The sequence below is a fragment of the Pseudomonas sp. 8BK genome (genome assembly GCF_902506475.1).
GTDB lineage: Bacteria > Pseudomonadota > Gammaproteobacteria > Pseudomonadales > Pseudomonadaceae > Aquipseudomonas > Aquipseudomonas anguilliseptica.
On the sequence record NZ_LR733252.1, the window covers coordinates 3,878,081 to 3,903,964 of the forward strand.

At 57.5% G+C, this 25,884-nt stretch carries 26 protein-coding genes and 1 tRNA gene; 11 read left to right on the forward strand and 16 right to left on the reverse strand.

The annotated features are described in order from the left end of the window. Positions 1 to 11: 11 nt before the first annotated feature. Positions 12 to 827: an inositol-phosphate phosphatase gene (gene suhB, locus ACIN8IBEIGE_RS18085; protein WP_090375523.1), complete on the forward strand. Its 816-nt coding sequence runs from the start codon at positions 12 to 14 to the stop codon at positions 825 to 827. 61 nt (positions 828 to 888) lie between these two features. Here suhB and ACIN8IBEIGE_RS18090 read toward each other — a convergent pair whose 3' ends face one another. The 6 genes from ACIN8IBEIGE_RS18090 to queA all read right to left on the reverse strand — a co-directional run bounded on the left by ACIN8IBEIGE_RS18090 (position 889) and on the right by queA (position 6,952). Next, positions 889 to 1,425, reverse strand: a complete 537-nt coding sequence (locus ACIN8IBEIGE_RS18090; protein WP_160015862.1) for a glycine zipper 2TM domain-containing protein — start codon at positions 1,423 to 1,425, stop codon at positions 889 to 891. A gap of 126 nt (positions 1,426 to 1,551) precedes the next feature. Next, on the reverse strand, positions 1,552 to 2,457 hold the full coding sequence (secF, locus tag ACIN8IBEIGE_RS18095) for a protein translocase subunit SecF (protein WP_160015863.1): 906 nt from the start codon (positions 2,455 to 2,457) through the stop codon (positions 1,552 to 1,554). A gap of 9 nt (positions 2,458 to 2,466) precedes the next feature. Continuing rightward, on the reverse strand, positions 2,467 to 4,335 hold the full coding sequence (secD, locus tag ACIN8IBEIGE_RS18100) for a protein translocase subunit SecD (RefSeq protein WP_160015864.1): 1,869 nt from the start codon (positions 4,333 to 4,335) through the stop codon (positions 2,467 to 2,469). A gap of 62 nt (positions 4,336 to 4,397) precedes the next feature. Next, entirely contained in the window at positions 4,398 to 4,733 is a 336-nt protein-coding gene (gene yajC, locus ACIN8IBEIGE_RS18105) for a preprotein translocase subunit YajC (RefSeq protein WP_090375534.1), read from the reverse strand. Positions 4,734 to 4,772: 39 nt separating this feature from the next. Next, positions 4,773 to 5,888 (reverse strand): tRNA guanosine(34) transglycosylase Tgt, encoded by a 1,116-nt coding sequence (gene tgt, locus ACIN8IBEIGE_RS18110; RefSeq protein ID WP_178124402.1) that lies wholly within the window; start codon positions 5,886 to 5,888, stop codon positions 4,773 to 4,775. Between the two features lie 14 nt (positions 5,889 to 5,902). Continuing rightward, positions 5,903 to 6,952: a tRNA preQ1(34) S-adenosylmethionine ribosyltransferase-isomerase QueA gene (gene queA / locus ACIN8IBEIGE_RS18115; protein WP_160015866.1), complete on the reverse strand. Its 1,050-nt coding sequence runs from the start codon at positions 6,950 to 6,952 to the stop codon at positions 5,903 to 5,905. 113 nt (positions 6,953 to 7,065) lie between these two features. Here queA and ACIN8IBEIGE_RS18120 point away from each other — a divergent pair. From ACIN8IBEIGE_RS18120 to ACIN8IBEIGE_RS18150, 7 genes are all read left to right on the forward strand, one after another. Next, positions 7,066 to 7,150: transfer RNA gene (locus ACIN8IBEIGE_RS18120), tRNA-Leu, on the forward strand. A gap of 207 nt (positions 7,151 to 7,357) precedes the next feature. After that, complete coding sequence (locus ACIN8IBEIGE_RS18125) at positions 7,358 to 8,566, forward strand: integrase arm-type DNA-binding domain-containing protein (RefSeq protein ID WP_160015867.1); 1,209 nt, start codon at positions 7,358 to 7,360, stop codon at positions 8,564 to 8,566. 43 nt (positions 8,567 to 8,609) lie between these two features. Next, positions 8,610 to 9,428, forward strand: coding sequence for a hypothetical protein (locus ACIN8IBEIGE_RS18130; RefSeq protein ID WP_160015868.1), 819 nt, complete (start codon positions 8,610 to 8,612; stop codon positions 9,426 to 9,428). A 114-nt stretch (positions 9,429 to 9,542) separates the two neighbouring features. After that, positions 9,543 to 9,764, forward strand: a complete 222-nt coding sequence (locus ACIN8IBEIGE_RS18135) for an AlpA family transcriptional regulator (protein WP_160015869.1) — start codon at positions 9,543 to 9,545, stop codon at positions 9,762 to 9,764. Next, the gene (locus ACIN8IBEIGE_RS18140) at positions 9,761 to 10,009 is read left to right on the forward strand and encodes a helix-turn-helix domain-containing protein (protein WP_256665223.1); all 249 of its coding nucleotides are present in this window, start codon (positions 9,761 to 9,763) and stop codon (positions 10,007 to 10,009) included. Before ACIN8IBEIGE_RS18135 ends, ACIN8IBEIGE_RS18140 begins: the two co-directional genes overlap by 4 nt. A 1,098-nt stretch (positions 10,010 to 11,107) precedes the next feature. Next, the gene (locus ACIN8IBEIGE_RS21015) at positions 11,108 to 11,716 is read left to right on the forward strand and encodes a hypothetical protein (RefSeq protein WP_160015871.1); all 609 of its coding nucleotides are present in this window, start codon (positions 11,108 to 11,110) and stop codon (positions 11,714 to 11,716) included. A gap of 326 nt (positions 11,717 to 12,042) precedes the next feature. After that, positions 12,043 to 13,245, forward strand: coding sequence for an integrase arm-type DNA-binding domain-containing protein (locus ACIN8IBEIGE_RS18150; RefSeq protein WP_256665288.1), 1,203 nt, complete (start codon positions 12,043 to 12,045; stop codon positions 13,243 to 13,245). Between the two features lie 208 nt (positions 13,246 to 13,453). Here ACIN8IBEIGE_RS18150 and ACIN8IBEIGE_RS18155 read toward each other — a convergent pair whose 3' ends face one another. From ACIN8IBEIGE_RS18155 to ACIN8IBEIGE_RS18165, 3 genes are all read right to left on the reverse strand, one after another. Beyond that, the gene (locus ACIN8IBEIGE_RS18155; RefSeq protein ID WP_160015872.1) at positions 13,454 to 13,828 is read right to left on the reverse strand and encodes a hypothetical protein; all 375 of its coding nucleotides are present in this window, start codon (positions 13,826 to 13,828) and stop codon (positions 13,454 to 13,456) included. A gap of 81 nt (positions 13,829 to 13,909) precedes the next feature. Continuing rightward, positions 13,910 to 14,554, reverse strand: a complete 645-nt coding sequence (locus ACIN8IBEIGE_RS18160) for a BRCT domain-containing protein (protein ID WP_160015873.1) — start codon at positions 14,552 to 14,554, stop codon at positions 13,910 to 13,912. Further along, complete coding sequence (locus ACIN8IBEIGE_RS18165) at positions 14,508 to 14,957, reverse strand: hypothetical protein (RefSeq protein ID WP_160015874.1); 450 nt, start codon at positions 14,955 to 14,957, stop codon at positions 14,508 to 14,510. The genes ACIN8IBEIGE_RS18160 and ACIN8IBEIGE_RS18165 overlap by 47 nt, the downstream gene beginning before the upstream one ends. 586 nt (positions 14,958 to 15,543) lie before the next feature. Here ACIN8IBEIGE_RS18165 and ACIN8IBEIGE_RS18170 point away from each other — a divergent pair. Further along, a complete protein-coding gene (locus ACIN8IBEIGE_RS18170; protein ID WP_160015875.1) occupies positions 15,544 to 15,855 on the forward strand; it encodes a hypothetical protein in 312 nt (103 codons plus the stop codon). 358 nt (positions 15,856 to 16,213) lie between these two features. Here the strand turns inward: ACIN8IBEIGE_RS18170 and pssA are convergent, their stop codons facing one another. Together pssA and ilvC are read right to left on the reverse strand one after the other, a co-directional pair. Then, complete coding sequence (pssA, locus tag ACIN8IBEIGE_RS18175; protein WP_160015876.1) at positions 16,214 to 17,026, reverse strand: CDP-diacylglycerol--serine O-phosphatidyltransferase; 813 nt, start codon at positions 17,024 to 17,026, stop codon at positions 16,214 to 16,216. A 156-nt stretch (positions 17,027 to 17,182) separates the two neighbouring features. Continuing rightward, on the reverse strand, positions 17,183 to 18,199 hold the full coding sequence (ilvC, locus tag ACIN8IBEIGE_RS18180; protein WP_160015877.1) for a ketol-acid reductoisomerase: 1,017 nt from the start codon (positions 18,197 to 18,199) through the stop codon (positions 17,183 to 17,185). Between the two features lie 125 nt (positions 18,200 to 18,324). On the opposite strand from ilvC, the gene ilvY reads away from it, so the two are divergent. Continuing rightward, complete coding sequence (ilvY, locus tag ACIN8IBEIGE_RS18185; protein WP_160015878.1) at positions 18,325 to 19,206, forward strand: HTH-type transcriptional activator IlvY; 882 nt, start codon at positions 18,325 to 18,327, stop codon at positions 19,204 to 19,206. Positions 19,207 to 19,337: 131 nt separating this feature from the next. Here the strand turns inward: ilvY and ilvN are convergent, their stop codons facing one another. Beyond that, positions 19,338 to 19,829, reverse strand: coding sequence for an acetolactate synthase small subunit (gene ilvN / locus ACIN8IBEIGE_RS18190; protein ID WP_090256033.1), 492 nt, complete (start codon positions 19,827 to 19,829; stop codon positions 19,338 to 19,340). A gap of 2 nt (positions 19,830 to 19,831) precedes the next feature. After that, positions 19,832 to 21,556 carry an acetolactate synthase 3 large subunit gene (locus ACIN8IBEIGE_RS18195; protein WP_160015879.1) on the reverse strand — a complete coding sequence of 575 codons (1,725 nt, stop codon included), beginning with the start codon at positions 21,554 to 21,556 and terminating at the stop codon, positions 19,832 to 19,834. Between the two features lie 407 nt (positions 21,557 to 21,963). Here ACIN8IBEIGE_RS18195 and ACIN8IBEIGE_RS18200 point away from each other — a divergent pair, with 407 nt between their 5' ends. Further along, complete coding sequence (locus ACIN8IBEIGE_RS18200; protein WP_160015880.1) at positions 21,964 to 22,407, forward strand: DUF4124 domain-containing protein; 444 nt, start codon at positions 21,964 to 21,966, stop codon at positions 22,405 to 22,407. 15 nt (positions 22,408 to 22,422) lie between these two features. On the opposite strand, the gene ACIN8IBEIGE_RS18205 is transcribed toward ACIN8IBEIGE_RS18200, so the two are convergent. Genes ACIN8IBEIGE_RS18205 through mrcB form a run of 3 tightly spaced genes read right to left on the reverse strand, consistent with a single transcriptional unit; the run spans position 22,423 to position 25,772 of the window. Next, positions 22,423 to 22,752 (reverse strand): YqcC family protein, encoded by a 330-nt coding sequence (locus ACIN8IBEIGE_RS18205; RefSeq protein ID WP_090376067.1) that lies wholly within the window; start codon positions 22,750 to 22,752, stop codon positions 22,423 to 22,425. Continuing rightward, positions 22,752 to 23,438, reverse strand: coding sequence for a M48 family metallopeptidase (locus ACIN8IBEIGE_RS18210; RefSeq protein ID WP_160015881.1), 687 nt, complete (start codon positions 23,436 to 23,438; stop codon positions 22,752 to 22,754). Before ACIN8IBEIGE_RS18210 ends, ACIN8IBEIGE_RS18205 begins: the two co-directional genes overlap by 1 nt. 15 nt (positions 23,439 to 23,453) lie before the next feature. After that, a complete protein-coding gene (mrcB, locus tag ACIN8IBEIGE_RS18215) occupies positions 23,454 to 25,772 on the reverse strand; it encodes a penicillin-binding protein 1B (protein ID WP_160015882.1) in 2,319 nt (772 codons plus the stop codon). Positions 25,773 to 25,884 lie beyond the last annotated feature (112 nt).

The window sequence follows — 25,884 nt, forward strand, 5'->3', positions numbered from 1 at the left end:
GGTGAACATCCATGCAGCCCATGCTGAATATCGCGCTGCGCGCAGCCCGTAGCGCCGGCGAAATGATCTTCCGCTCGACCGAACGCTTGGACGTCATCTCGGTCGACGAGAAAGAAGCCAAGGACTATGTGACCGAAATTGATCGCTCTGCCGAGCAGCTGATCATTCAGGCCCTGCGCAAAGCTTTCCCGAACCACGGCATCCTCGGCGAGGAAAGCGGCCTGAGCGAAGGCAGCGGCGACGGCGCCGATTACCTGTGGATCATCGATCCGCTGGACGGCACCACCAACTTTATCCGCGGCATCCCGCATTACGCCGTCAGCATCGCCTGCAAATACCGTGGCCGCCTTGAGCACGCCGTAATCATCGACCCGGTACGCCAGGAAGAATTCACTGCCAGCCGCGGCCGTGGCGCTGCCCTTAACGGCCGCCGCCTGCGCGTCGGCAATCGCAAGAGCCTGGAAGGCGCGCTGCTCGGCACCGGCTTCCCGTTCCGCGACAGCCAGATGGAAAATCTGGAAAACTACATCGGTATGTTCCGCAGCCTGGTCGGCCAAACTGCTGGCGTACGCCGCGCAGGCGCAGCGAGCCTGGACCTCGCCTATGTAGCGGCCGGTCGCTTTGATGCCTTCTGGGAGTTCGGTCTGTCCGAGTGGGACATGGCCGCCGGCGCACTGCTGATCCAAGAAGCAGGCGGCCTGGTCAGCGACTTCAGCGGCGGCCACGACTTCCTGGAAAAGGGCCAGATCGTTGCAGGCAACACCAAGTGCTTCAAAGCCGTGCTCACGGCCATTCAGCCGCACTTGTCAGCCTCCCTGAAGCGCTGATCAAGCCGCAATAAAAAAGCGCCCCACGGGGCGCTTTTTTGTATCCGCTGAAATCTTTCGATCAGTTGGCCTGATCGACCAATACCAACTGGCCATCCTTGACCGGAATCTGCCGGCCCGGATCACTGGCCATACGCACCTGGCTCACCTTGCCATCCAGCTCATATTTGACGTCATAGCCCACCAGCTTCTCACTGGTATCAGTTACCGTACTGCAACGGGTTTCGGTAGTGGTATAGGTATCACGACTCTGCAAATGCTCTTGCGCCTTGTTGCCGGCATAGCCGCCGCCAACCGCACCGGCAACTGTCGCCAGCTTCTTGCCATTACCGCCACCCACCTGATTACCCAGCAAACCACCCACCACCGCACCAATCGCAGTACCGGCTATCTGGTGCTCATCCTTAACCGGCGCCTGGCGGGTGACCGCCACATCCTTGCAGACCTCGCGCGGGGTTTTGATGGTTTCCTTGACCGGCTTAACTGCGAGCACTTCAGCATATTCCGGCGCACTGACGATGCTGTAAGTGGCCACCGCTCCGCCTGCCGTCACACCCACCGCACCCAGTACCGCGCCTACCAACATTGACTTATTCATACATGCCTCCTTGAAGCCGCTGCTTGGCGCTTAACGCACCTTACTCCCAGCCTTGGAGCATAAAAAAACCGGGCAAGTTCAACACCGGCCCGGTTCATTCAGCTGTTTGCGACAAGACGCACAGATTCAGGGACGCTCATCGACCTCTTCTTCCACCACCGGCGGAATCAGGTCATCGACCGTCAGATCGAGCCACACCAGCACCACGTTGGCGATATAGACCGACGAGTAAGTACCCGCGCTCACACCGACAAACAGCGCGACCGAGAAGGCAAATAGGTTGTCACCCGCAAACAGCAGCAACGCGGCAATCGCCATCAAGGTAGAAATGGACGTTGCCAGAGTACGCAGCAGAGTCTGAGTGGTGGAGATGTTGATGTTCTCGATCAACGTCGCCTTGCGCAGCACACGGAAGTTCTCCCGCACCCGATCGAATACCACGATGGTATCGTTCAGCGAGTAGCCGATGATCGCCAGCAGCGCCGCCAACACAGTCAGGTCGAAAGTGATCTGGAAGAACGACAGGACACCGAGCGTGACAATCACGTCGTGGATCAGCGAAACAATCGCCCCCGCGCCGAACTTCCACTGAAAGCGGAAGGCCAGGTAAAGCATCACCCCAGCCAGCGCCAGCAACAGACCCAGCCCGCCCTGATCGCGCAGCTCTTCACCTACCTGCGGGCCGACGAATTCGACCTTTTTCACTTCAAGCTGCTCGCCAGCCTGACGCAGCGCCGTGGCCACTTTATTACCCAATTCCGGATCATTACCCTGCATGCGCACCACCACATCGGTGGTCGCACCAAAGCTCTGCACCACGGCGTCGGCATAACCAGCGCCGGCCAACTGCTCACGGATGTTGCCGAGATCTGCAGGCTGCTCATAGCTCAGCTCGATCTGCGTACCGCCAGTAAAATCCAGCCCCAGGTTCAGCCCCTTGGTAAACAGGCTAACCAGTGCCAGCAACGTCAGCACCAGGGTGAAGGCGAACGCAATATTGCGCACCCCCATGAAGTTGATCGTACGATTCATCACAGCCCCTTAAATCCACAACTTCTTGAAGTCACGCCCGCCGCACGTCAGGTTGACCATGCAGCGCGTCACCAGAATGGCGGTAAACATCGAGGTGAGAATACCCAGCGACAGCGTCACGGCGAAGCCCTTGACCGGCCCGGTACCCATGGCGAACAGGATGCCGCCGACCAGCAGAGTGGTCAGGTTGGCGTCAACAATCGCCGAGTAGGCCCGATCAAAACCCTCATGGATGGCCCGCTGGATCGACATGCCATTGGCAATCTCTTCGCGAATACGCGAGAAGATCAGCACGTTGGCGTCCACCGCCATACCCATGGTCAGCACGATACCGGCGATACCCGGCAAGGTCAGGGTGGCACTGAGCAGCGACATCAGAGCCAGCAGCAGCACCATGTTCAGACCCAGAGCAACGGTCGCCAGCACGCCGAAGAAGCGGTAGATGGCGATAATAAACAGCGACACAAACAGCATCGCCCACAGCGACGCATTGACGCCCTTGGCAATGTTGTCGGCACCCAGACTTGGACCGATGGTGCGCTCTTCAGCGAAGTACATCGGCGCTGCCAGACCACCAGCGCGCAGCAGCAGAGCCAGCTCGGACGACTCACCCTGACCATCCAGGCCGGTGATGCGGAACTGACTGCCCAGTGGCGACTGAATAGTGGCCAGGCTGATGATCTTTTTCTCTTCGACGAAGGTCTGCAGCTCGACTTCCTTCTCGACACCATCAACCACCTGGCGCACGTAGCGGGTTACCGGCTTCTGTTCGATAAAGATCACCGCCATGCTGCGACCAACGTTGTTACGGGTCGCGCGGTTCATCAGATCGCCGCCACGGCCATCCAGGCGGATATTGACCTGCGGACTGCCGTTCTCATCGAAACTGGCCTGAGCATCGGTGACCTGGTCACCGGTGATGATCAGATCACGCTCCAACTGAGCTGGCGGACGACCTTCCTGGCGGAACTCGAAACTCTCGGTCGCAGCCTTGGCAGCGTCCGGCTCAGCAGCAAGACGGAATTCCAGGTTGGCGGTCTTGCCGAGAATACGCTTGGCTTCGGCGGTGTCCTGCACGCCTGGCAGCTCAACCACAATACGGTTGGCACCCTGACGCTGGACCAGCGGCTCAGCCACACCCAGCTCGTTGACCCGGTTACGCACGGTGGTCAAGTTCTGCTTGATCGAGTACTCACGAATCTCAACCAGCTTGGCCTGAGTCAGCGCCAGACGCAGTACCTGCTGCTCACTGCGCTGCACGGTGGTCATATCAAAATCGGTAAAGTCTTTGCGAATCAGCTGCTGAGCCTTCTCCAGCGCTGCCTCATCGGCAAAACCCAGCTGAATAGCACCATTGAGCTCAGGCAGACTGCGATAACGCACGCGCTCTTTGCGCAGCAGGCTCTTGACCTCTCCCTCGTAAACCTTGCGACGCGCATCCAGGGCCTTGTCCATGTCCACTTCCATCAGGAAGTGCACACCACCAGACAAGTCCAGACCCAGCTTCATCGGGCTGCCGCCCAGGTTACGCAGCCAGTCTGGCGTGGTTTGCGCCAGGTTGAGGGCTACTACGAATTCATCGCTCAATGCTTTGCGCACCAGCTCTTTGGCCGGCAGCTGGTCTTCAGCATGGTTCAAACGCAGCAAGCCGGCACGCCCCTGATTGGCCAGGCTGGCGGCTTTTACGCTGATACCGGCCGCTTCCAGAGTACGACTGGCGCGATCCAGATCAGCCTGCTCGACGCGCATGGCGGAGCTGTTGCCACTGATCTGGATCGCCGGATCATCCGGGTACAGATTGGGCAGGGAATAAAGAGCGCCGATTGCCAGCACAGCCAGAATCAGCAGGTATTTCCAGACAGGGAATTTGTTGAGCATGACGCCGCCCGTTATGACGCGGGGCGCATGAAGCGCCCCGTCGAATGGTAAAGGTGTGTTGCTTAGATCGCTTTCAGCGTGCCCTTGGGCAGCGAAGCGGCGATAGCCACTTTCTGAATCTTCAGCTCAACGGTGTCGGACACTTCGATAACCACGAAGTCATCGGAAACCTTCGACACCTTGCCAGCGATACCGCCGCTGGTTACCACTTCATCACCCTTCTGCAGGCCACCGATCAGGTTCTTGTGCTCCTTGGCACGTTTGGCCTGCGGACGCCAGATCATCAGATAGAAGATGACCAGAAAGCCAACCAGAAACACCCACTCAAAACCACTACCAGCAGGACCGGCAGCCGGTGCGGCGCCTTCAGCGAAAGCAGCGGGGATAAAAAAGCTCATGTAACACTCCTGTTGCAAGGGTCTTTAAAAAGTTGGGAATCAATCCAGAGGCGGCGTTGGCAGCCCGCGCTTGGCATAGAAGGCATCGACAAAGGCGGCCAATGTACCCTGTTGAATAGCCTCACGCAAACCAGCCATAAGCACCTGATAATGCCGTAAGTTGTGGATTGTATTGAGCATGCTACCCAGCATTTCGCCGCATTTATCCAGATGATGCAGATAGGCGCGGGAGAAATGTTTGCAGGTGTAACAGTCGCAGGTCGGATCCAGCGGCGACTCGTCATGCTTATGGAAAGCATTGCGGATCTTCAGCACACCGGTATCGACAAACAGGTGGCCGTTGCGTGCGTTACGGGTCGGCATTACGCAGTCGAACATATCCACGCCACGGCGCACACCTTCAACCAGATCCTCAGGCTTGCCGACGCCCATCAGGTAGCGCGGCTTATCGGCCGGCAACTGCGGCGGCAGGTAATCCAGCACCTTGATCATTTCCTCTTTCGGCTCGCCGACCGACAGACCGCCAATGGCGTAACCGTCAAAGCCGATCTGCTCCAGACCATCCAGCGAGACTTTACGCAACTCCTCGTGCATGCCGCCCTGAACGATGCCGAACAGCGCTGCCGTGCTCTCGCCATGCGCCTCTTTCGAGCGCTTGGCCCAACGCAGCGACAACTCCATCGAACGCTTGGCCACATCGAACTCGGCCGGATACGGCGTGCATTCGTCGAAAATCATCACGATGTCCGAGCCCAGGTCGCGCTGCACCTGCATCGACTCTTCCGGCCCCATAAATACCTTGGCGCCATCGACCGGTGAAGCGAAGTACACGCCCTCTTCCTTGATCTTGCGCATCGCACCCAGGCTGAACACCTGGAAGCCGCCAGAGTCGGTGAGGATCGGCCCCTGCCATTGCATAAAGTCATGCAGGTCACCGTGCTTCTTGATCACCTCGGTGCCAGGCCGCAACCACAGGTGGAAGGTATTGCCAAGGATGATCTGCGCACCAATCGCCTCGATATCACGCGGCAGCATGCCCTTGACCGTGCCATAGGTACCCACTGGCATAAACGCCGGGGTCTCCACCACGCCACGCGGGAAGGTCAGCCGACCACGGCGCGCCTTGCCCTCGGTCGCCAACAATTCGAAAGACATCCGGCACGTGCGCGTCATAGCTGTTCCTCTGGCCCGCGCGGCGCGGGATTGCGGGTGATAAACATGGCATCACCGTAACTGAAAAAACGATATTCGCCGGCAATCGCCGCCTGATAGGCCGCCATGGTTTCCGGATAACCGGCAAACGCCGACACCAGCATCAGCAGCGTCGACTCCGGCAAATGGAAGTTGGTCACCAGCGCGTCAACCACATGCAGCGGTCGGCCGGGGTAGATAAAGATATCGGTGTCACCGCTGAAGGCCTTGAGCACGCCATCGCGCGCGGCGCTTTCCAGCGAACGCACGCTGGTGGTACCAACCGCAATCACTCGACCGCCACGCGCACGACAGGCCGCCACGGCATCGACCACATCCTGACCGACCTCCAGCCATTCACTGTGCATATGGTGATCTTCGATGCGCTCAACCCGCACCGGCTGGAAAGTGCCAGCCCCGACGTGCAAGGTCACGAAAGCCTGCTCAACACCTTTCTCGGCAATCGCCGCGAGCAGCTGCTGATCAAAATGCAGCCCGGCGGTCGGCGCCGCGACAGCGCCAGCACGGTCGGCATATACAGTCTGGTAGCGCTCGCGGTCGGCCTGCTCATCCGGCCGATCAATATAGGGCGGCAAGGGCATATGCCCGACCCGCTCCAGCAGCGGCAGCACTTCTTCGCTAAAGCGCAGCTCGAACAGCGCATCGTGACGAGCAACCATCTCGGCCTCGCCACCACCGTCAATCAGGATGCTCGAACCCGGCTTGGGTGACTTGCTCGAACGCACATGAGCCAACACGCTGTGAGCGTCCAGCACGCGCTCGACCAGAATCTCCAGCTTGCCGCCCGAGGCCTTCTGGCCGAACAACCGCGCCGGAATCACTCGGGTATTGTTGAACACCATCAGATCGCCGGGGCGCAGGTAATCCAGCAGATCACTGAACTGTTTATGCGCCAGCTCACCCGTCGGCCCATCGAGCACCAGCAAACGGCTGGCACGGCGTTCAGCAAGGGGGTGGCGGGCAATCAGAGCGTCAGGCAGCTCGAAATTGAAGTCGGCAACACGCATGGTCGGAAGGGGGTCGTCTAGCAGGGCGGCAAAGCTTACCGGAAATCGTGCATGCTGACCACGCAAGTGGATTGACCAACCCCAACACCATCCCTATACTGCGCCGCCATTGTGCCCCGGTGGCGGAACCGGTAGACGCGGCGGATTCAAAATCCGTTTTCGAAAGAAGTGGGAGTTCGAGTCTCCCCCGGGGCACCATTAGATTTTATCAGGACGTACCGAAACGACCTGAAACCCATAGAAAACCGGCCTCTGAGCCGGTTTTTTATTGCCCGTAGTTCCCTACCCTTTCCTTGTAAGCCCATAGGATTGTGAGTAGATTTGTGAGTAGATCGAGTTTGGTCTAAAAATCTACTCACACCTGAGCCGCTAAACGCCACCCGGCGCGGCTCACACGGGGGCACCATGCCGCTGACCGATTCCGCCATAAAAACAGCCAAACCCAAAGACAAGCTGTATCGCCTGGCGGACAAAAACGGCCTGTGTCTGGAGGTCGCCCCGACCGGCTCCAAATTATGGCGCTACCGCTACCGCTTCAACGGCAAAGCTAAAATGTTGTCCCTGGGCGCTTATCCCGCCGTGCTGCTGGCCATGGCCCGCCGCAAACGTGATGACGCCCGCCTTCTGCTAGACGAAGGCATAGACCCAGGCGCAGACCGCCAGGCCACCAAGCAAGCCAAGGCGCTTGAAGCATTTACATTCGAGAAGCTGGCGCGAGAGTGGCACGCCTACCGTTCGCCACGCTGGGCGAAGTCAACCGCCGACAAAACCGCTTCTTATATGGAGTCGGATTTACTGCCCACCCTTGGCCACCTCCCGGCCAAAGCCATTACTCGCCCCGAGCTGGTGGCACTAATACGTAAGATCGAATCACGCGGCGCGCACAATGTGGCCAAGAAAGCCCGCCAATGGCTAAGCCAGATTTTCCGCTTCGGTTTGGCACAGGGGGCAGTAGAAGCCAACCCGGCAACCGACCTCGACGTGATCGCCGCCCACGCACCAGCAACCCGCCACCATCCGCACGTCACCTTTGCAGAGCTACCCGAGCTGCTGGGCAAGGTAGAAGCGGCCAAGATCAACACTCTGACCCGCCACGCTATACGCCTGCTGGTGCTGACGGCCGTGCGCCCTGGCGAATTGCGCGCCGCGCCTTGGGCCGAGTTCAATCTAGACGCCGCTACCTGGACAATCCCGAAAGAACGGATGAAAGCCCGGCGCGATCACTCAGTACCACTGCCACGCCAGGCCGTTGCCATCCTGCGCCAGCTCCAAGAAGTCACCGGGGGCTATGCCTTGGTATTTGCCGGACGCAACAACACCAACCGCCCAATGAGTGAAAACACCATCAACAAGGCACTGGCAGACGTTGGCTATAAAGGCAGGCAAACCGGCCACGGCTTCCGCCACCTGCTGAGCACAGAATTAAACGGGCGCGGCTACAACCGGGATTGGATCGAACGCCAGCTAGCCCATGGTGACGACGACGAAATACGCGACACCTACAACCACGCCACCTATTTGGAGCAGCGCCGGGACATGATGCAGGCATGGGCAGACTCGATAGATGCTTTGTGTTCAGGGGCCAACGTAGTGAGCATCAAGCGCAAGGCTTAACGGTTTTGGCTGGCCTCGCCCGACGGGTCAGAAAGGGGACAAGATGAGTTTTCACAAATTTCTATCGTACGACCCATATTTGAGCTTCGCGGAGGGCCAGCAGGGATTTCAGGACAAAGTTTTTCTTCGATCCGATGGATCGCCCTGCGAGTCCTGGCATGGCAAAAACCTAGACGGAAAGGACTACTTATCGACTATCTGGCGGCTCGGCAGGGACGCGTATGCCACGATTGCACGCAAGCTGGGCGAACAACCTTCAGCCGAGTTTTTTGAAGCCACAGCGACTGAAATCAGAGCACTTGAGAAAGAACTACTCCCAACAATCCAAACACTTATTGAGCGCGGGCAATTGGCGCTGCACGAGGACAGGGACTCACCTGCTTTAGGAGACTTAAACGACATCGCAGACGCTCCGGACGGCTGGCTTACCGAGGTTTATATGAGAATCATTATTCCTTGTGTGGTTTCTGGGGTAATTGCAGAAGCCGAAGCACCAGACTTCGAGAGCCTGCTCCTAGCTGCGGCTGTCCCGTACGTCGATGACTACATCATCGCCAAACAATTAGCGCGCGGCGCAGACATCGCTTTCGAATTAGTCGCGACCAACATCGCTTCAGCCAAACTCTATCGAGAAACTATTGATGCCGCGAAAACAGCAGTTAGCGCTAATGGCAGACGTTCTGCCGATGAGCGTCACAGGAGCACCAACGCGTTAAAGGAAAAAGCCCTGGCCGAGTGGGATAGAGAAGGGAGCAGATATAGCGGCATGGCCGCTTTTGCGCGGCACCGCCACAAGATATACGAGGTGACTGAACGCACTCTGTACAGCTGGGTTCAAACACACCGCAAGACTAAAATTTAGCCCTTACAGTCTACGCGCAGACTGCACAGTTTACGGGTAGACCGGACTGCCAGGCTGTGCCGCTGCGGTATGAAATGCCAATCGTGTTCAACAAAGCCCAAGAGGCACACGACCATGGCAGCACATACTGAAAAAACCCAAACACTGCGCCGCTTTATCAAGCTACCTGCAGTGAAGGACTACACCAGTCTTTCAACTTCCGAAATATACCGGCGCATTGCAGCCGGCACCTTCCCCGTACAAATAACGCTCGGCCCCAAGTCTGTGGCCTGGATTGAAGCCGAAGTGATCGCATGGTGCGACGCATTGGCCGCCCAACGGGAGGCCATGCAATGACAACGACCATTCAAAGCAGCAGCTCCAGCGCCCAACGTGCACGCCTACTGGCACGCCTGCAACTCGGCCCCATAGATACCCTGACCGCCAGGCGCGAACTAAATATCCTTATGCCCGCAGCCAGGATCAAAGAGCTTAAAGAGCGCGGCAATCCGATAAGTAAACAGAGCATCAGCATGACCGACGAACAGGGTCGCACCCACCACGGCATCGCACTGTATTACCTGACCCAGACCGGGGAATAACCATGGCTAATTTTCAACGCTGCCACTTGGCGGCAACGGGATCGGTTTGCCTGGAAAAAAGCCGCGCATTAGTGCTGGCGTTGCAACCCGCCGGCCCTGATCTACTGCTTCTGCTTTCGCTGGAGGTGATGCGATGGAGTCTGTAAACCAATTCCGCCAAGCCCTGGAGGGGGCTTTCGGCCCACTTGAGTGGCTACCCATACAAGATGGCAAGGTTCACCGCTTCCGCGCGCCCTGCGACAAACCAGGCAGCCTTAACGCTTGGTATCTGCTGTCACTAGACGGGCGTGAAGGCTGCTTCGGCAGCCTAAGCGCTGGGGGCACCTTTACTGCTGTTGCCGAACAACCGCTTGCTGGTGGCTGAGCATGGCTAGAACACGCGAGAAATCAAAAGGCAGGCGTGACAGTGGGGCCTTTCTTCTGCTGCCTCACACGCTTATCAAATGTGAGGATTTCACCAGCTTGAGCGGTTCGGCTTTGAAGGTTCTGATTCATTTGGCGACCCAGTTTAACGGCAAGAACAATGGCGACCTATCCGCAACGCTCGGGGACGTTCGCGCCTCGGGCGTGCGGTCATCGTCAACACTTGCCGCCGCCATCGTGGAGCTACAGCAGAAGAACCTAATCAGATGCACGCGGGCCGGTCGGTTTATGAAGCCAGGCGGGCGTTGCGCCCTGTACGCAATAACCTGGAGGGCTGTCGATGATTGCCAGGGCAAAGAGCTGGAACACCCACCAACGGCCGCACCACTTAGAGCTCTTAGCCTTGAAAGAGCAAAAAACCCTGTTTGATTTTCAAACTGATACGGTTCGGAAATCGAACGTAGGAAGGTCTAAAAATGACCGAAACCGACACAATTCAAGGGCTATCAGTTCGATTACCGAAGCGATGGAGCGCGCCACCACGTTCGATTTCCGAAGCCCCTTATATATCTACCAAGGGGGCACCCTCTTAGATGCTGTTAAGGCTTGAGTATTTCGGCGTGATAACGGGCAAGAAAATGGCGCGCTCGCGGCAAGTTGCGCAAATTGTGCGATTCAGCAGAACGCTGAAACTAAGGTCACTGCCATTTTTCCAATTGATTTAGGTTCACACCGATGGCCAGACAACGCGAAAAAAACAGCACAGACGATTACCGCACGCTGAATATCAGCGCCCTAAATCGCAAAGGCCTTTTACGGGCGGGCGCATCTTTTCAGTGGGAATGGTGGCGACGGGGCGAAAAGGTGGCGAGCATCGGCATTGCCATCGAAAACCGGCACGGCATGCGCCTGCGCTATCGCAGCAGCAGATATAACAGTGAGCCGGTGCAACATGACTACCCGGTGACTATTACCTGGACACCCTGCCACCTTGGCGGGGAACGTCCGTGGTTCCTCTGCCCGAGCTGTGGCCGGCGTGTGGCGAAGCTGTACAACGGCGGGGTATTTGCGTGCCGCCACTGCATGCGGTTGAACTACCCCAGCCAACAGGCCAACAAAGGCGATAGGGCACTCAATCAAGCCTGGACGCTCCGGCACAAATTAGGCTGCGATGCCGGGCCCTTCGATTTCCCGGCCCAGTACATAAGCCGCCCCAAAGGCATGCACCGAACGACCTTTGCCAAGCGCATCGAAAAGCTCGCACGCATCGAAGAAAAAGCCATGGCTGATACGGTCACGGCAATGCAAAAACTCGGGATAAGGATCGACGGAATCACACACTAGAAAACGATCAAAAAGCAGGGCAACAAACAAAAAAGTGAGTAGATTTGTGAGTAGATTAAAAGCCACATGAAACCACAACCCTTCTATTACATAGCCTATAGCGCTTGGTTCGAGTCTCCCCCGGGCACCATTTACAAGGTTCAGGTAGTACCAAGAAATACCAGGAACCCATTAAAACCGGCCTTTGAGCCGTTTTTTTATTGCCCAAAATTCCCGACACCTCCCTTGCAAGCCCAAACTTTTAGGGGCATCGTTGGGGGCATATCCAGTTAGGTCATGTTTCATGCCCCTACGCAGGAGCCCTCCATGCCTCGACAAGCCACCCCCTGACCGACTCAGCCATAAAAGTCGCCAAGCCCAAGGAAAAGCCCTACAAGCTTGCCGATGGCCAGGGCCTCTATCTGGAAGTAATGCCCAACGGCTCAAAGCTCTGGCGCCTCAAGTACAGCTATGCCGGCAAAGAAAAACGCCTGGCCTTTGGGGCATATCCAACCGTGCCCCTACAACTGGCCCGTCGCCGCAGAGACGAAGCGCGCCAGCAACTAGCCGAGGGTATCGACCCAGGGGAACTGAAAAAGGCAGACAAGCAGGCGCAGAAAGTCGAAGCGCTTACCTTCGAGGCTCTGGCCAGAGAGTGGCATCAGTATCGGACGCCGCGCTGGGCGCCTTCCACGGCAGCCAAGGCGCTTGCTTACCTTGAGTCGGATCTGCTCCCAGCTCTGGGCAAGAAGCCATTCGAGTCGGTAACCCGCCCCGACCTGGTGGCGCTGATCCGCAAGATTGAAAGCCGGGGCGCGCACAACATCGCCAAGAAAACCCGTCAGTGGCCGAACCAGATCTTCCGCTACGGCCTTGCCCGTGGCGTGATTGAGCACAACCCGGCCACCGACCTTGATGTGATCGCAGCACTTCCACCGCCGACGAAGCATCACCCACACGTTACCTTCGCTGAGCTCCCCGAGCTTCTTGGTAAGGTCGAGACAGCCAAAACTCACACCCTGACCAGGGGCGCGATCCAGCTGCTGGTCCTGACGGCAGTTCGCCCGGGCGAGCTACGCGCCGCCCCCTGGGCCGAGTTCGACCTCGATGCAGCCACCTGGACTATTCCCGCGGCACGGATGAAGGCCCGCCGGGCGCATGTAGTCCCCCTACCCCTCCAGGCCTTAACCATTCTGCGCCAGCTCCACGAAATCACCGGCAAATACCCGCTGGTCTTCGCCGGCCGGCACGACACCAGCCGCCCGATGAGCGAAAACACGGTAAACCTGGCACTGCAGGCGATCGGTTACAAAGACCGTCAAACCGGCCATGGCTTCCGCCACCTACTGAGCACAGAACTGAACGGCCGTGGCTACAACCGCGACTGGATCGAGCGCCAACTCGCCCACGGGGATCAGGATGAGATTCGCGACACCTACAACCACGCCGTCTATTTGGAGCAACGCAGAGAGATGATGCAGGCGTGGGCCGACTCGATCGACGCACTACGCGCTGGCGGTAATGTGGTGAGCATCAAGCGGAAGGCCTAGTGATTACTCGGCCAGCCTAAAAACGGGCTATCCACCAGCTGGAACGGCCAACCTACCGGGATATTGGACCTCCTGGCGGGGCAGCGAATGGCATACATAGCGATGCGAGCCCTGTACAACAAGCACCCTGGATTTGCGGGGTGACAACACGCCTGGCGCTGTACGAGCTGGCCGGCCAAGGCTTCTTCTTTGGTAGTTTGGGCCTAAATCATGTCTTTTTATTGGCAACCCAGTTTTCTTCAAACCGAGCTCTATGCTTGGATCGGTTCGCCTCGCAGACCTGCTGACGAGCATTCGACTCAGGCAGCATGCAGGCTCTGGTCGGAGTGAAGTACCTGCTCCAAGCCTCCTCCTTACGGCGCCCCTCGGCAGCGGCGATTGCGTGCGCTGCTGCTATTCGCTGGTTTTCCTCAGCCTGCTCTTTCAGCCTCCGCTGGTGAGCTGCGACTTCTTCAGGGGAAGGCTGACGATATGCTTTAGGCTGCGGCTGTAAGGCTTGTTGAAGCTGCTGGATATGCACAAGACGATTCTCCAACCGGCTTTCCGCAAGATTCACGCGCAGTTGATAAACGACTACGGCCATAAGGATTGCACCTGCCAAGCCGAGGGCCCAGCGGGTAAACGAAGTTTGTCGACGGTACCTGCCCACGTGCGCCCCCCCCTACTACCCGAAAATTGCGTTCTGCCAGTGCTCCTCGCTCACAATGGCGAGTTGAGCACCCGCTTCCCGTAGCTCAACGGCCTTCTTGATCTTGGTCCCGTAGGTACTGTGCAGCCATTGGTCATTTCCAATACTGCCAACCACCAGGTAGTGGATCTTCTTACTCACGCCGGAGCCAATCTGCCCCTGCCGTTCAAGCACAAGAGCCTCGCATTCCTTGCGCGGGCCGTATGCCATAACACCGGTAAAAACAAATAGCCGGCCGTTCCACTCCAGTTCCGGAGCAGGCTTGCACAAGGGCAAATCGTTGGGTGCTGTGAAGACGTTATCGCTGGGCAGCGGCTTCCCCACGCTCAGGCCAGTGAAGCTACGCAGCATACTTAGCAGCTCCACTGATTCCTCAGCATCGAGCACACCGTCGGCGAGCATGTCAGCCAGCCTGCGATAGAGCAGGTTCACTACCGGATCATCAAGGTGGACGAGATTGGTGGCTATCCAACTTTCGAGAAACTCGGCCTCCTGCTGGTTGATCATTCCATCCGCAGTGATGCCGGCGGCCAGACCTACCAGCGCATCAGCTGAGCGCCTGTCGATCCGAGCCTCATGAAAAAAGCGGCTGTTCTGGAACTCCTGGTGCAGGTCGACCATTCGAGTCTCCTTCCTCGTTGTCAGTATCGCTTTGCTGAACAGCTAGCTTGGTGATATCCCCGGTAAAGGTGATGACCATGCCTGTATTCACGCAGGTAAGAGTTACTTCGGCATCCAGGTCGACATTGAGATCATCGCCGCGCAAGCCCTGCCACTGGGCGAGGTAGTGTAGAGCACCAATCTTGTCCTTCTTCTTCAGAGTACGAGCGACACCACCTTTCCAGTTGAGCGGCGGCAGTTCGCCGGCTTTACAGGACTCAGCCAGTTCGGGCTTCTGAATAGCGAGTTTGCGGCCGGTCTCCCAACTCTTGATTAGCCCACGATCTGGGCCTTGCCATGCGGCGCACCAGTCTAGATCGGTGCGCTCTGGCTCGTTGATCGAACGGTGAATAACGGTCGTCATGTGCTTTGCGGTGTCCTTCTGCAGCGTGCGTCCTGGCTGCCCCCGGGGCTGACTGATCGGCTGTGCCTGGCTGGAACTTTGCCGCAGCATAAACAGATATAGCTGCTATGCCATCACTGTTCGAAAAACCAGTATCCGCAAAATGCCAACTCAGTGCCTTACCGCGAGAGCTGAATCAGACTCACCCGGTACCCACCATGGCTAAGCCTCAGGTGTGTTTCATCCGTGACAACGCGACAACCCTTGGCATTGCTGGGCTGTAGCGTTTTTCAATCCGCGACACAACGGGTCAGTGTCGCGGATAAAAAAGCGCAAGAGGCCGCATGGCCCCTGGCCTGTCACGTTGTCGCGGATAACTTACGCCACCTGACGGCGCATATCTCCGTGCTTTTGATTTCATCCACGCACATCTAGCGGCTGGCAGCCTCGCCTATTCACGTTGCTCAACTGCTACTCTATGGTGGCAGAATGCCTACAGACAGATTCTAGATTTCAACTCCGGTGAAAGCGTCAACACCGAAGCAACATCAATAACTATTTCCAGAAGCAAGAAGCACTCACTGAAGAGCCAAGGAAGGAATGAGCAATGAGGAAGTTCGCTTGGGCCTGCGTAATCTTCGTCGTAGTTGGCATCATTTACAGCCAGATCACAGTCTTTGTCGTACCACCGATCGGCGCCTTGCCCGAAGGAAGGACGGCGATCATGCTCCGACTCAACAAAACCAATTTCATCGACAGCCCGGACGCCATGTGTGAACGCATTCAAGGCGGGGTGAGCCTGTTGTGCAGAGGCATGATTATGGGCGCGGTCGTGAAAAACACGACTATTTTACTCAGACTCCCATACATGGACGGGCTCTACCTCGTATCGACAGGCGGCAAGCGATACGACAGGTGACGCTAATGAAGTGGAACTGTTTCTTTTCTGTGTCGTTTACAAAAGAGCAATACTCCAGACTGTTGTGGCTCAATGATTCTGGACACCCCGATAGGGCGTTAAGCTTCGCCCAGCCATGAGGTGTTTGTGTGACCAGAAGATCATTCAGTACAGATTTCAAACTCGAAGCAGCCGGTTTGGTGTTGGAGCTGCGCATTATAGGGACTGCCGAACGAAGGTCAATCGATTGTTATGCTTTTGTTTCAAAAGCCGCGAACTCAAGAGTCACGACGACTCCACACCCATGCGCCGACCGCAGAAACGACAAAGCCGCTGAAGCTGACGCTTCAACGGCTTTGTAGAACCACACGCATAGTAACTAGGCGTCCTTACCGCGACGAAGGCGCAGCAGGTACTGAACCGGCCCCGAGGCCGCGTAGGCCAAGAAAATGATCAGCAGAATCCGCGGCGGATCACTGAACACCACCGCGAACACCAACACCACCGCAAGAATAGCCACGAACGGCACACGACCTTTCAGATCTAGATCCTTGAAGCTGTTGTACTTGATATTGCTGACCATCAGCATACCGGCAGCCGCCACCAGGATGGCAACCACAAAGGCCATATTCGAACCCTTAATGCCGAAATCACTGAAGGCCCACACCGTACCCGCCACTACACCCGCCGCAGCAGGGCTGGCCAGGCCGATAAAGTAGCGCTTGTCGACACTGCCGATCTGCGTATTGAAGCGCGCCAGACGCAACGCCGCACCCGCTACATAGATGAAGGCGACCATCCAACCGACCTTACCCATGCTACCCAGCGCCCACTCAAATGCGAGCAAGGCAGGCGCCACACCAAAGGCAACCATATCGGACAGCGAGTCATACTCGGCGCCGAAAGCACTCTGAGTATTAGTTAGGCGCGCAACACGCCCATCCAGACCATCCAGCACCATGGCAACAAACACCGCAGCAGCCGCCACATAGAAGTTGCCGTTCATGGCATTGATGATGGCGTAGAAGCCAGCAAACAGGTTGGCCGTAGTAAACAGGTTGGGCAGCAGATAAATACCGCGATGACGGACCTTGCGCCCTTCGGCGTCATGCCCCTCTTCTATATGCTCATCGATTGGCAGCAAACTTTCGGCATCGACGGGAGACTGCGGCTCATCTTGACGTTCATTCATGAACAACACCTTGCAACAGATTTGGAGAATTTCGACAAGCGCTGACAACAACGGTTCATAGCAGCGCCCATGCAACACTCAGGCTTTATACCAGAAGCCTTGCCGCACCATGAAAAAACGCGGCCTTGGCCGCGTTTTTTCTTACGTCATAAAACCTTAGTTCTTGGCTTTGTCGACGATTTTGTTGGCACCGATCCACGGCATCATGGAGCGCAGTTGCTCACCGATGATTTCGATACCGTGAGCAGCGTTGTTACGACGCTTGGCGGTCATCGAAGGGTAGCCGGTCGCGCCTTCGCTGATGAACATCTTGGCGTATTCGCCATCTTGGATGCGCTTCAGAGCATTGCGCATGGCCTGACGGGACTCGGCGTTGATGACTTCCGGGCCGGTCACGTACTCGCCGTACTCGGCGTTGTTGGAGATCGAGTAGTTCATGTTGGCGATACCGCCTTCGTACATGAGGTCGACGATCAGCTTCAGTTCGTGCAAGCACTCGAAGTAGGCCATTTCCGGCGCGTAGCCAGCTTCAACCAGAGTTTCGAAACCGGCTTTGACCAGTTCAACGGTACCACCACAAAGAACAGCCTGCTCGCCGAACAGGTCGGTTTCAGTCTCATCCTTAAAGGTGGTTTCGATGATACCGGTGCGGCCGCCGCCTACACCCGAAGCGTACGACAGGGCAACATTCTTGGCGTTGCCGGAAGCGTCCTGATAGATAGCGATCAGATCAGGGATACCGCCGCCCTTGACGAACTCGGAACGCACGGTGTGACCTGGAGCCTTCGGTGCGATCATGATCACGTCGAGGTCGCTGCGTGGCACAACCTGGTTGTAGTGAATGGCGAAGCCGTGGGAGAACGCCAGGGTCGCGCCCTTTTTGATGTTTGGCTCGATCTCGTTCTTGTACAGCTGGGACTGGAACTCGTCCGGGGTCAGGATCATGACCAAGTCGGCAGCAGCAACGGCGGAAGCAACGTCAGTCACTTTCAGGCCGTGGGCTTCAGCCTTGGCAACAGTGGCGGAGCCTTTGCGCAGGCCAACAGTCACGTCAACACCGGAATCTTTCAGGTTGCACGCTTGAGCGTGGCCCTGGGAACCGTAACCGATGATGGCAACTTTCTTACCCTGGATGATCGAGAGGTCACAGTCTTTGTCGTAATAAACTTTCATGTTCTTGGCTCTTTTAATCGAAAAGGGATGGGGTGCATGCACCGCGACGAAGACACCTTAAGTGATCCGCCCCATTGCGTAAAATGATATATTTGCAACACAACATGCCGATATTTGAAACAATTATGGATAGTCACGCACTCAGACTCTTTCTCTCCCTGGCCGACAACCTGCACTTCGGCAAAACCAGTCGCGAGCAACACGTCAGCCCCTCGGCACTCAGCCGAAGCATCAAGCAACTCGAGGACGAACTGGGCGCACCACTGTTTCTGCGAGACAACCGCTCCGTCCGCCTGACCCGCGAGGGGCAACAGTTCCGCGAGTATGCGAATGAGGTCATGAACGGCTGGCAAGCCATCCGCCAGACCTTCAAGCAGGACCAGTTGATCCTACACGGCGAGCTCTCCCTATATTGCTCGGTAACCGCTAGCTACAGCTTCCTCTATGACATCTTGAGCAACTTTCGCCAGGACTACCCGCGCATTGAAATGAAACTGCACACCGGCGACCCCGCAAAAGCTGTCGAGCGCGTACAGGAAGGACTGGAGGACCTGGCCATCGGCGCCCGCCCCGACAACTTACCAAGCGGTATCGCATTTCAATCGATTGCCCGTTCCGCCCTTTGCTTTATCGGCCCACTGTTTCCCCAGCTGCTAACCGAGGAGCAAGTGAAGCGCCCCGGCACAGATACCTGGAAAGACGTACCGATGATTCTCTCAGAAGAAGGCCTTGCCAGGACTCGCACCGATAGATGGCTAAAACACCACAATATCAAACCGCGGATTTACGCCCAGGTGAGTGGCAATGAGGCCATCGTCAGCATGGTGAGCCTGGGTTTCGGTATTGGCGTAGTGCCGCAAATCGTCCTCGACAACAGCCCACTGACCGCACACATCCGCACCTACGATATTCAGCCACCGTTAACCGCATACGACATTGGCCTGTTCGCGCTGGAGAAGCGCCTTAAAGATCCGTTGATCAGCGCCTTCTGGAATCGCCAACGCTAAGCTTGTTTAACAACACCCGCCTTGCGCGAGACGCTTACTTAATCTGCTGGCGGATTAAGCGAAAGCCCAGAAACGCAAAAGCCCTCAGGGATCTCTCTCTGAGGGCTTTTCGTTTTATCAGTACAACGCAATCAGATGCTCAGCACCTTGTCGCCACGAGCAATGCCGGTAACGCCACTGCGCACGGTTTCCAGAATCGACGCAGTGCCGATGGCCTGAATAAAGCTGTCCAGCTTATCGCTAGTGCCAGCCAGCTGAATGGTGTACACGCTGCTGGTCACATCGACGATCTGCCCACGGAAGATGTCGGTAGTACGCTTGACTTCAGCACGCTGAGCGCCAGTCGCCTTGACCTTGACCAGCATCAGTTCGCGCTCGACGTGAGCGCTTTCCGATAGGTCGACCAGTTTGACCACCTCAACCAGCTTGTTGAGGTTTTTGGTGATCTGCTCGATGACTTCATCATGACCAACAGTGGTTAGCGTCAGACGCGACAAAGTCGGGTCTTCAGTCGGCGCGACAGTCAGGCTTTCGATGTTGTAGTTGCGTTGCGAGAACAGACCAACCACGCGGGACAATGCGCCGGGTTCGTTTTCCAGCAGCAGGGAAATAATGTGTCGCATGATTAGGTACGCTCCGTCTTGCTCAGCCACATATCGCGCATTGCACCGTCTTTGATCTGCATCGGGTAGACGTGCTCACTGGTATCAACCTGGATATCGAGGAACACCAGGCGATCTTTCATCGCGAAGGCTTCCTCCATTTTCGGTTTTAGATCCTTCAGATCAGTGATGCGTATGCCAACATGGCCATAGGCCTCGGCCAGCTTGACGAAGTCCGGCAACGATTCCATATAGGAATGCGAATGACGGCTACCGTAGTTCATGTCCTGCCACTGGCGCACCATACCCAGCGCACCGTTGTTCAAGTTGACGATCTTCACCGGCAAGCCGTACTGCAGGCAGGTCGACAGTTCCTGAATGTTCATCTGGATACTGCCTTCACCGGTAACGCAGGCAACCTCGTCATCCGGGAAGCTCAGTTTGACGCCCATAGCAGCAGGGAAACCAAAGCCCATGGTGCCCAGGCCGCCGGAGTTGATCCAACGGTTCGGCTTGTTGAAGCGATAGTACTGGGCCGCAAACATCTGGTGCTGACCCACGTCGGAGGTCACGAAAGCATCGCCACCGGTGACTTCGGACAGAGTCTCAATCACCGTCTGCGGCTTGATGATGCTGCCGTCGCCCTTGTCATAAGGGAACATGATGCGACCACCGCGCCACTCTTCGATCTGCTTCCACCAGCTCGCCAGCGCATCCTTGTTCAGCTGCTCGCCGATCTCTTTAAGGATGGCGACCATTTCGGTCATCACACTATCAACCGGGCCAACGATGGGGATATCGGCCTTGATCGTCTTGGAGATGGAGGCCGGATCGATATCGACGTGGATGATCTTGGCATTCGGGCAGAACTTGCTCGCGCCGTTGATCACCCGATCATCGAAGCGTGCACCAACCGCCAGAATCACATCGGCGTGGTGCATTGCCAGGTTGGCGGTGTAGCTGCCGTGCATGCCGAGCATGCCGAGGAACTGGCGATCGGTACCGGGATAGCCACCCAAGCCCATCAGGGTGTTGGTAACTGGCAGGTTGAGCATCTGCGCCAGCTCAGTCAGCGGCGCTGCAGCACCGCCCATGATCACGCCACCACCGGAGTAGATGACTGGCCGCTTGGCTGTCAGCAGCAATTCAGCCGCCTTGCGGATCTGCCCGGAGTGACCGCGAAGAGCCGGGCTGTAGGAGCGCAGCTTGACCTTCTTCGGATAGACGTACTCGAACTTCTCAGCCGGGTTGGTCATGTCCTTGGGAATATCTACAACCACTGGGCCTGGACGGCCGGATTGCGCCAGATAGAAAGCTTTCTTCAGGACTTCCGGGATTTCCGAGGCATGCTTGATCATAAAGCTGTGCTTCACGATCGGCCGGGAGATACCGATCATGTCGGTTTCCTGGAAGGCATCGGTGCCGACCATGGTGCTCGGCACCTGACCGGACAACACCACCATCGGGATGGAGTCCATGTAGGCAGTAGCAATGCCGGTAATGGCATTGGTTGCGCCAGGGCCGGACGTTACCAGCACCACGCCGGCTTTACCGGTGGCACGGGCATAGCCGTCTGCCATATGGGTTGCCGCTTGCTCATGACGAACCAGGATGTGCTGCACTTCCGGCTCTTTGAACAAGGCATCGTAGATGTGTAGAAGAGCACCGCCCGGGTACCCATAGATGTTCTTAACGCCTTCGTCACGCAAAAAGCGGACGACCATTTCAGCGCCGGATAAAAGCTCCACGTTGTTCACCTCTAAAACGCCAGAAAACCGCCCAACAAGGAGGACGGCCTAAGATAGGTTTACTGCCAGCAGAGCATGAGCGACGGTGGTCGCCGACTACGTCAGCTACTACTGAGCAAGTATTGGGAATGCCCCAAAGTGTTGCGGGGTTTTCCCACCCAGCGCGAGGTAACGCGTTGCGGGTGTAACAGGTCGGCGCGGGTGTGCACCTCATGTCTACTGAGCTAAAGCCTGCTTGCGGCGGACTCCACTACAGCGAGCGTGGAATTGTTCGGATTCGGCGCTACCAAGTCAAGCAATCCGTGATTGAATCTGCAATCTTCTGCTGTGACGCAGCGCAGGATGACGATTCGAACATTTTGGTTATAGTAGTGGGCAGGCACCGCAGCTCAACATAAGGAAACCGCATGCGCCGCATGATGATCACCAGCAGCTTGCTGCTCGCCATGAGCGCCACCGCCATGGCCAGCCAGGTTTACAAGTGGGTCGACGCTCAAGGCGTGACGCACTTCAGCGCACAGCCGCCACAAGGCCAAGACGCAACCAGCATCAACACCGCAACACCGCCGCCAAAGCCTGCTGTTGCGGAAGAAAAGAAAGCTGCGCCGACCTTCGAGAGCATCGCCGACCCCGAGCAGGCAGCCATTGATGAGAAGGTTAAGCAAGAGGTTGCCGCCAAGGAAGTAGAGCGCAAGAAATACTGCGAAGATGTGCGTACCAATCTCGCGCAACTGCAGAACACCCCCCGCCTACGTATGGAAGTTGACGGTGAACTGCGGCGCCTAAGCGAAGAAGAGCGCCAGAGCCGTATCAGCGAGGCACAGAAGGCAATTGCCGAAAACTGCAAGTAAGCCAGTTGGCGCGACTCAGCTCGCGCCAACAATCAGCTGATCGAACTCACCCAACAGCTTGATCAGCTCTCTAGCCTTTTTGGCCTGACCACCATACACCTGCTCGGCCATCGGCTGAATCCCGGACACGCTGGGCAATGCCACCCCGGCCTCCAGCATTTGTTTCATCCTAGGTAGAAATATCCACTGCAGCCACTGCTCGAACGCCAGCGTATCGACACAGAACGGCTGCTGACTGGATAACGCCTGCGCACTGGGCGACTGCATCTCCCACCAGCCGAGCAGACGCAGTTCACGTTCGATCAGCAGCAACTGTTCTGCCACGGCAAGCACACGCGCATCCATCAGAGACTGACTCGCGCCTGTTCACGGGCCTGAGCGGCACCCGCGGCATCACCCTGGCGCTCACGGGCCTGGGCAATAAGGTTCCACAGACTGGCCTGCAGAGCAGGGCGACCACTGGCATAACTCAGGCCGCGACGGGCGAACTGCTCGGCCTGCGCAGCATCACCCTGAGCCAGGCGAACCTCAGCCAAACGGTACAGCACCTGCGGTTCACGTGGAGCAATACGCTGAGCACGCTCCAAGCTGGAGGCAGCGCCATTCAGATCACCACCACCCTGCTGTTGCTGAGCCGTAGTCAACAAGGCCAGAACCGGACCATCCAGCTGCTCATCCATGGCCAAACTACCGCTTGGAATGCCACTGGGCGCCGGCGCGGCATAACCGCCCTGAGTAGCTGCTGGCGGCGTAGCGCTCCACGGCTGCGTTGTATCCAGCGGAGCACTACCAGCAGGGAACGACTGAATCGGCGCGGAACTACCACCGCCAGGCACCATCACCACCACGCCGGAGTCTTCCGGCAAGGCCTGAGGCTGTGTAACTGGAGCACCATAGCCACCAGGTGTGCCCGACTGGGCGCCGGCTACCGCACTGCCGCCTTCAACAACAGGAATTGAGCCGCGCGGAACACTGCTGCAACCAGCCAGCACCAGTGACACCGTTACAGCTGGAATCAACCACTTATTCACATCAAACCCTCTCGCTTAATCCAACCAGCCGCGTACCCAATCCATCACTTCGTTGACTGGTGCCTGAATACCACAGGCCGGCCCGGCAACAGGCTGGCTGCCGCGAATATACGGCATCTGTACTGCATTCGGACAACTGGGGTCAGTGCCCTGGCCGCTACTGGCATCCACCCAGGCCTGCACCACATTATCCGGCACAGGCATATCCAACGGCAGCGGATCGGCCTTGCGCATAAAGTCCGTCCACACCTGCAGCGCACCGGTAGCCCCGGTCAACGGCGTCGGCCCGTTGTCATCACGCCCCAACCAGACCACCGCCAGAACATCCTGACTGAAGCCGGCAAACCAGCTGTCGCGCGAGTCGTTACTGGTGCCGGTCTTGCCGGCCAAGGCCAGAGAGCGCGGCAGTTGACTGTACACCGAGCGGCCTGTGCCTTCAGACATCGTGCGCTGCATGGCGTTCTGCAGTAGGTAGATGGCACCGCTGTCGAAGCGCTGCTGAATCTGGTACGGGTAGCGTTTGAGCGGCTCCCCCTCTGCCGTCAATACCGCACGAATACCGCGCAACGGTGTGTTGAAACCGCCATTGGCCAGGGTCTGGTACATATTCGCCACGCCCATCGGGCTCAGCCCACCCGCGCCCAACAGCATCGACGGATAGGCCGGCCATTGCTGCTCGACACCCAAACGGTTAAGGGTCTTCAGCACTTCCGGCACACCGATTTCCAGCCCCAGCTTCGCGGTGGACAGGTTGTAAGAGTTGACCAATCCCTGATACAGGTAAATCGTGCCGTGGGCCTTGCGGTCGTAGTTCTGCGGACTCCACACCTGGCCATTGGCACCCTTGATGGAGAACGGCTGATCCTCCAGCAGGCTGGTCAGGGTGTACTGACTCGGTCGTTCGAGCGCCGTCAGATAGATCGCCGGTTTGATCAGCGAGCCAATCGGCCGTACCGCATCCAATGCCCGGTTGAAGCCAGCAAAGCGCGGCTGACGACTGCCGATGATCGCCTGCACTTCACCACTTTCAGGACTGGTCACCACCATGCCCGCCTCAACCTGATCAACCCCTTTGCGCCCAGACAGGCGCTTGAGCGTGTCCGCCAAGGCGCTTTCTGCCTTGAGCTGCAGAATCGGATCAAAGCTGGTGAAAATGCGCAGACCTTCTTCGGTCAGGTCTTGCTCCTGGTAATCCTCGCGCAACTGGCGTTTGACCAGATCGAGAAAAGCCGGGAAAGAACTGTCCGCCAGACTACCGCGACGGGTGATGCCCAGCGGCTTCTGTTTCGCCGCCTCTACCTCTTCGACACTGGCTACGCCCTGCTCTGCCAGCACATCCAGCACTAGGTTACGCCGCTCCAGCGCGCGCTCAGGGTTACGCCGCGGATTGTAGTAAGTCGGCCCCTTGACCATACCGACCAGCAGAGCGACCTGATCAAGCTTCAGTTCGGACAGCGGCTGACTGAAGAAATACTGGCTGGCCAGACCAAAGCCATGCACCGCGCGCTGGCCGTCCTGACCTAGGAACACTTCATTGAGGTAAGCCTCAAGGATTTCTTTCTTGTCGTAATGCAGCTCCAGCAGCACCGCCATCATGGCTTCGGTGGCCTTGCGCGAGAGGCTGCGCTCATTGGTCAGGTAGAAGTTCTTCACCAACTGCTGAGTCAGGGTACTGCCGCCCTGGCGCAGCTGACCGGCGGTGGCATTGATCCACACCGCACGGGCAATGCCCTTGGGCGACACACCGAAGTGATTGAAGAACTCGCGATCTTCAATCGCTACCAGGGTTTCCACCAGATAAGGCGGCACCTGCTCCAACTTGATCAGCACACGATCTTCCTGGTGCGCCGGGTACAACCCACCTATCAGTAACGGCTCCAGTCGCGCTACTGCCAGGTTGCCACCACCCGCCTGAGTCAGCCCGGCAACGTAATCACCGGAAAAACGCACACGCACGCGCTGCGACGGCTCGGTACTTTCATAGAATTGAAAACCGCGTGAATGCAGCTCGATATTGTTGCCCGCAACCGACACCCCACCGGGGCCGGCCACCGCGTTTTCGCGGCGATAGCCCAGGGCATCCAGCTCCTTGAGGAAGTCATCCTTGGCCAGTTTCTGTCCAACGAACAACTCCAGCGGTCTGGCATACACCTTGGCGGGCACAGTCCAGCGTTTGCCGGAGAATTTCTCCTGCACCACTGCGTCGAGATAAACCGCAAACACGGCGAGCACCACCAGACCGACCAGACCGAGCTTGATAGCCCAGCCCAACCAGGGGCGCATACCACCAGAGCGGCGTTTAGAACGGGGACGGGAAGATCGGGTACGAGTCATGGCGCGGCATTATACGCACTTTGCCCACTTGCCAGCAGGCCAGCACAGCGGTTTGCAGACGGACATTGAGCGGCCATAATGGCCGCTTCTTATTTCAGTACAACGCCAAGGA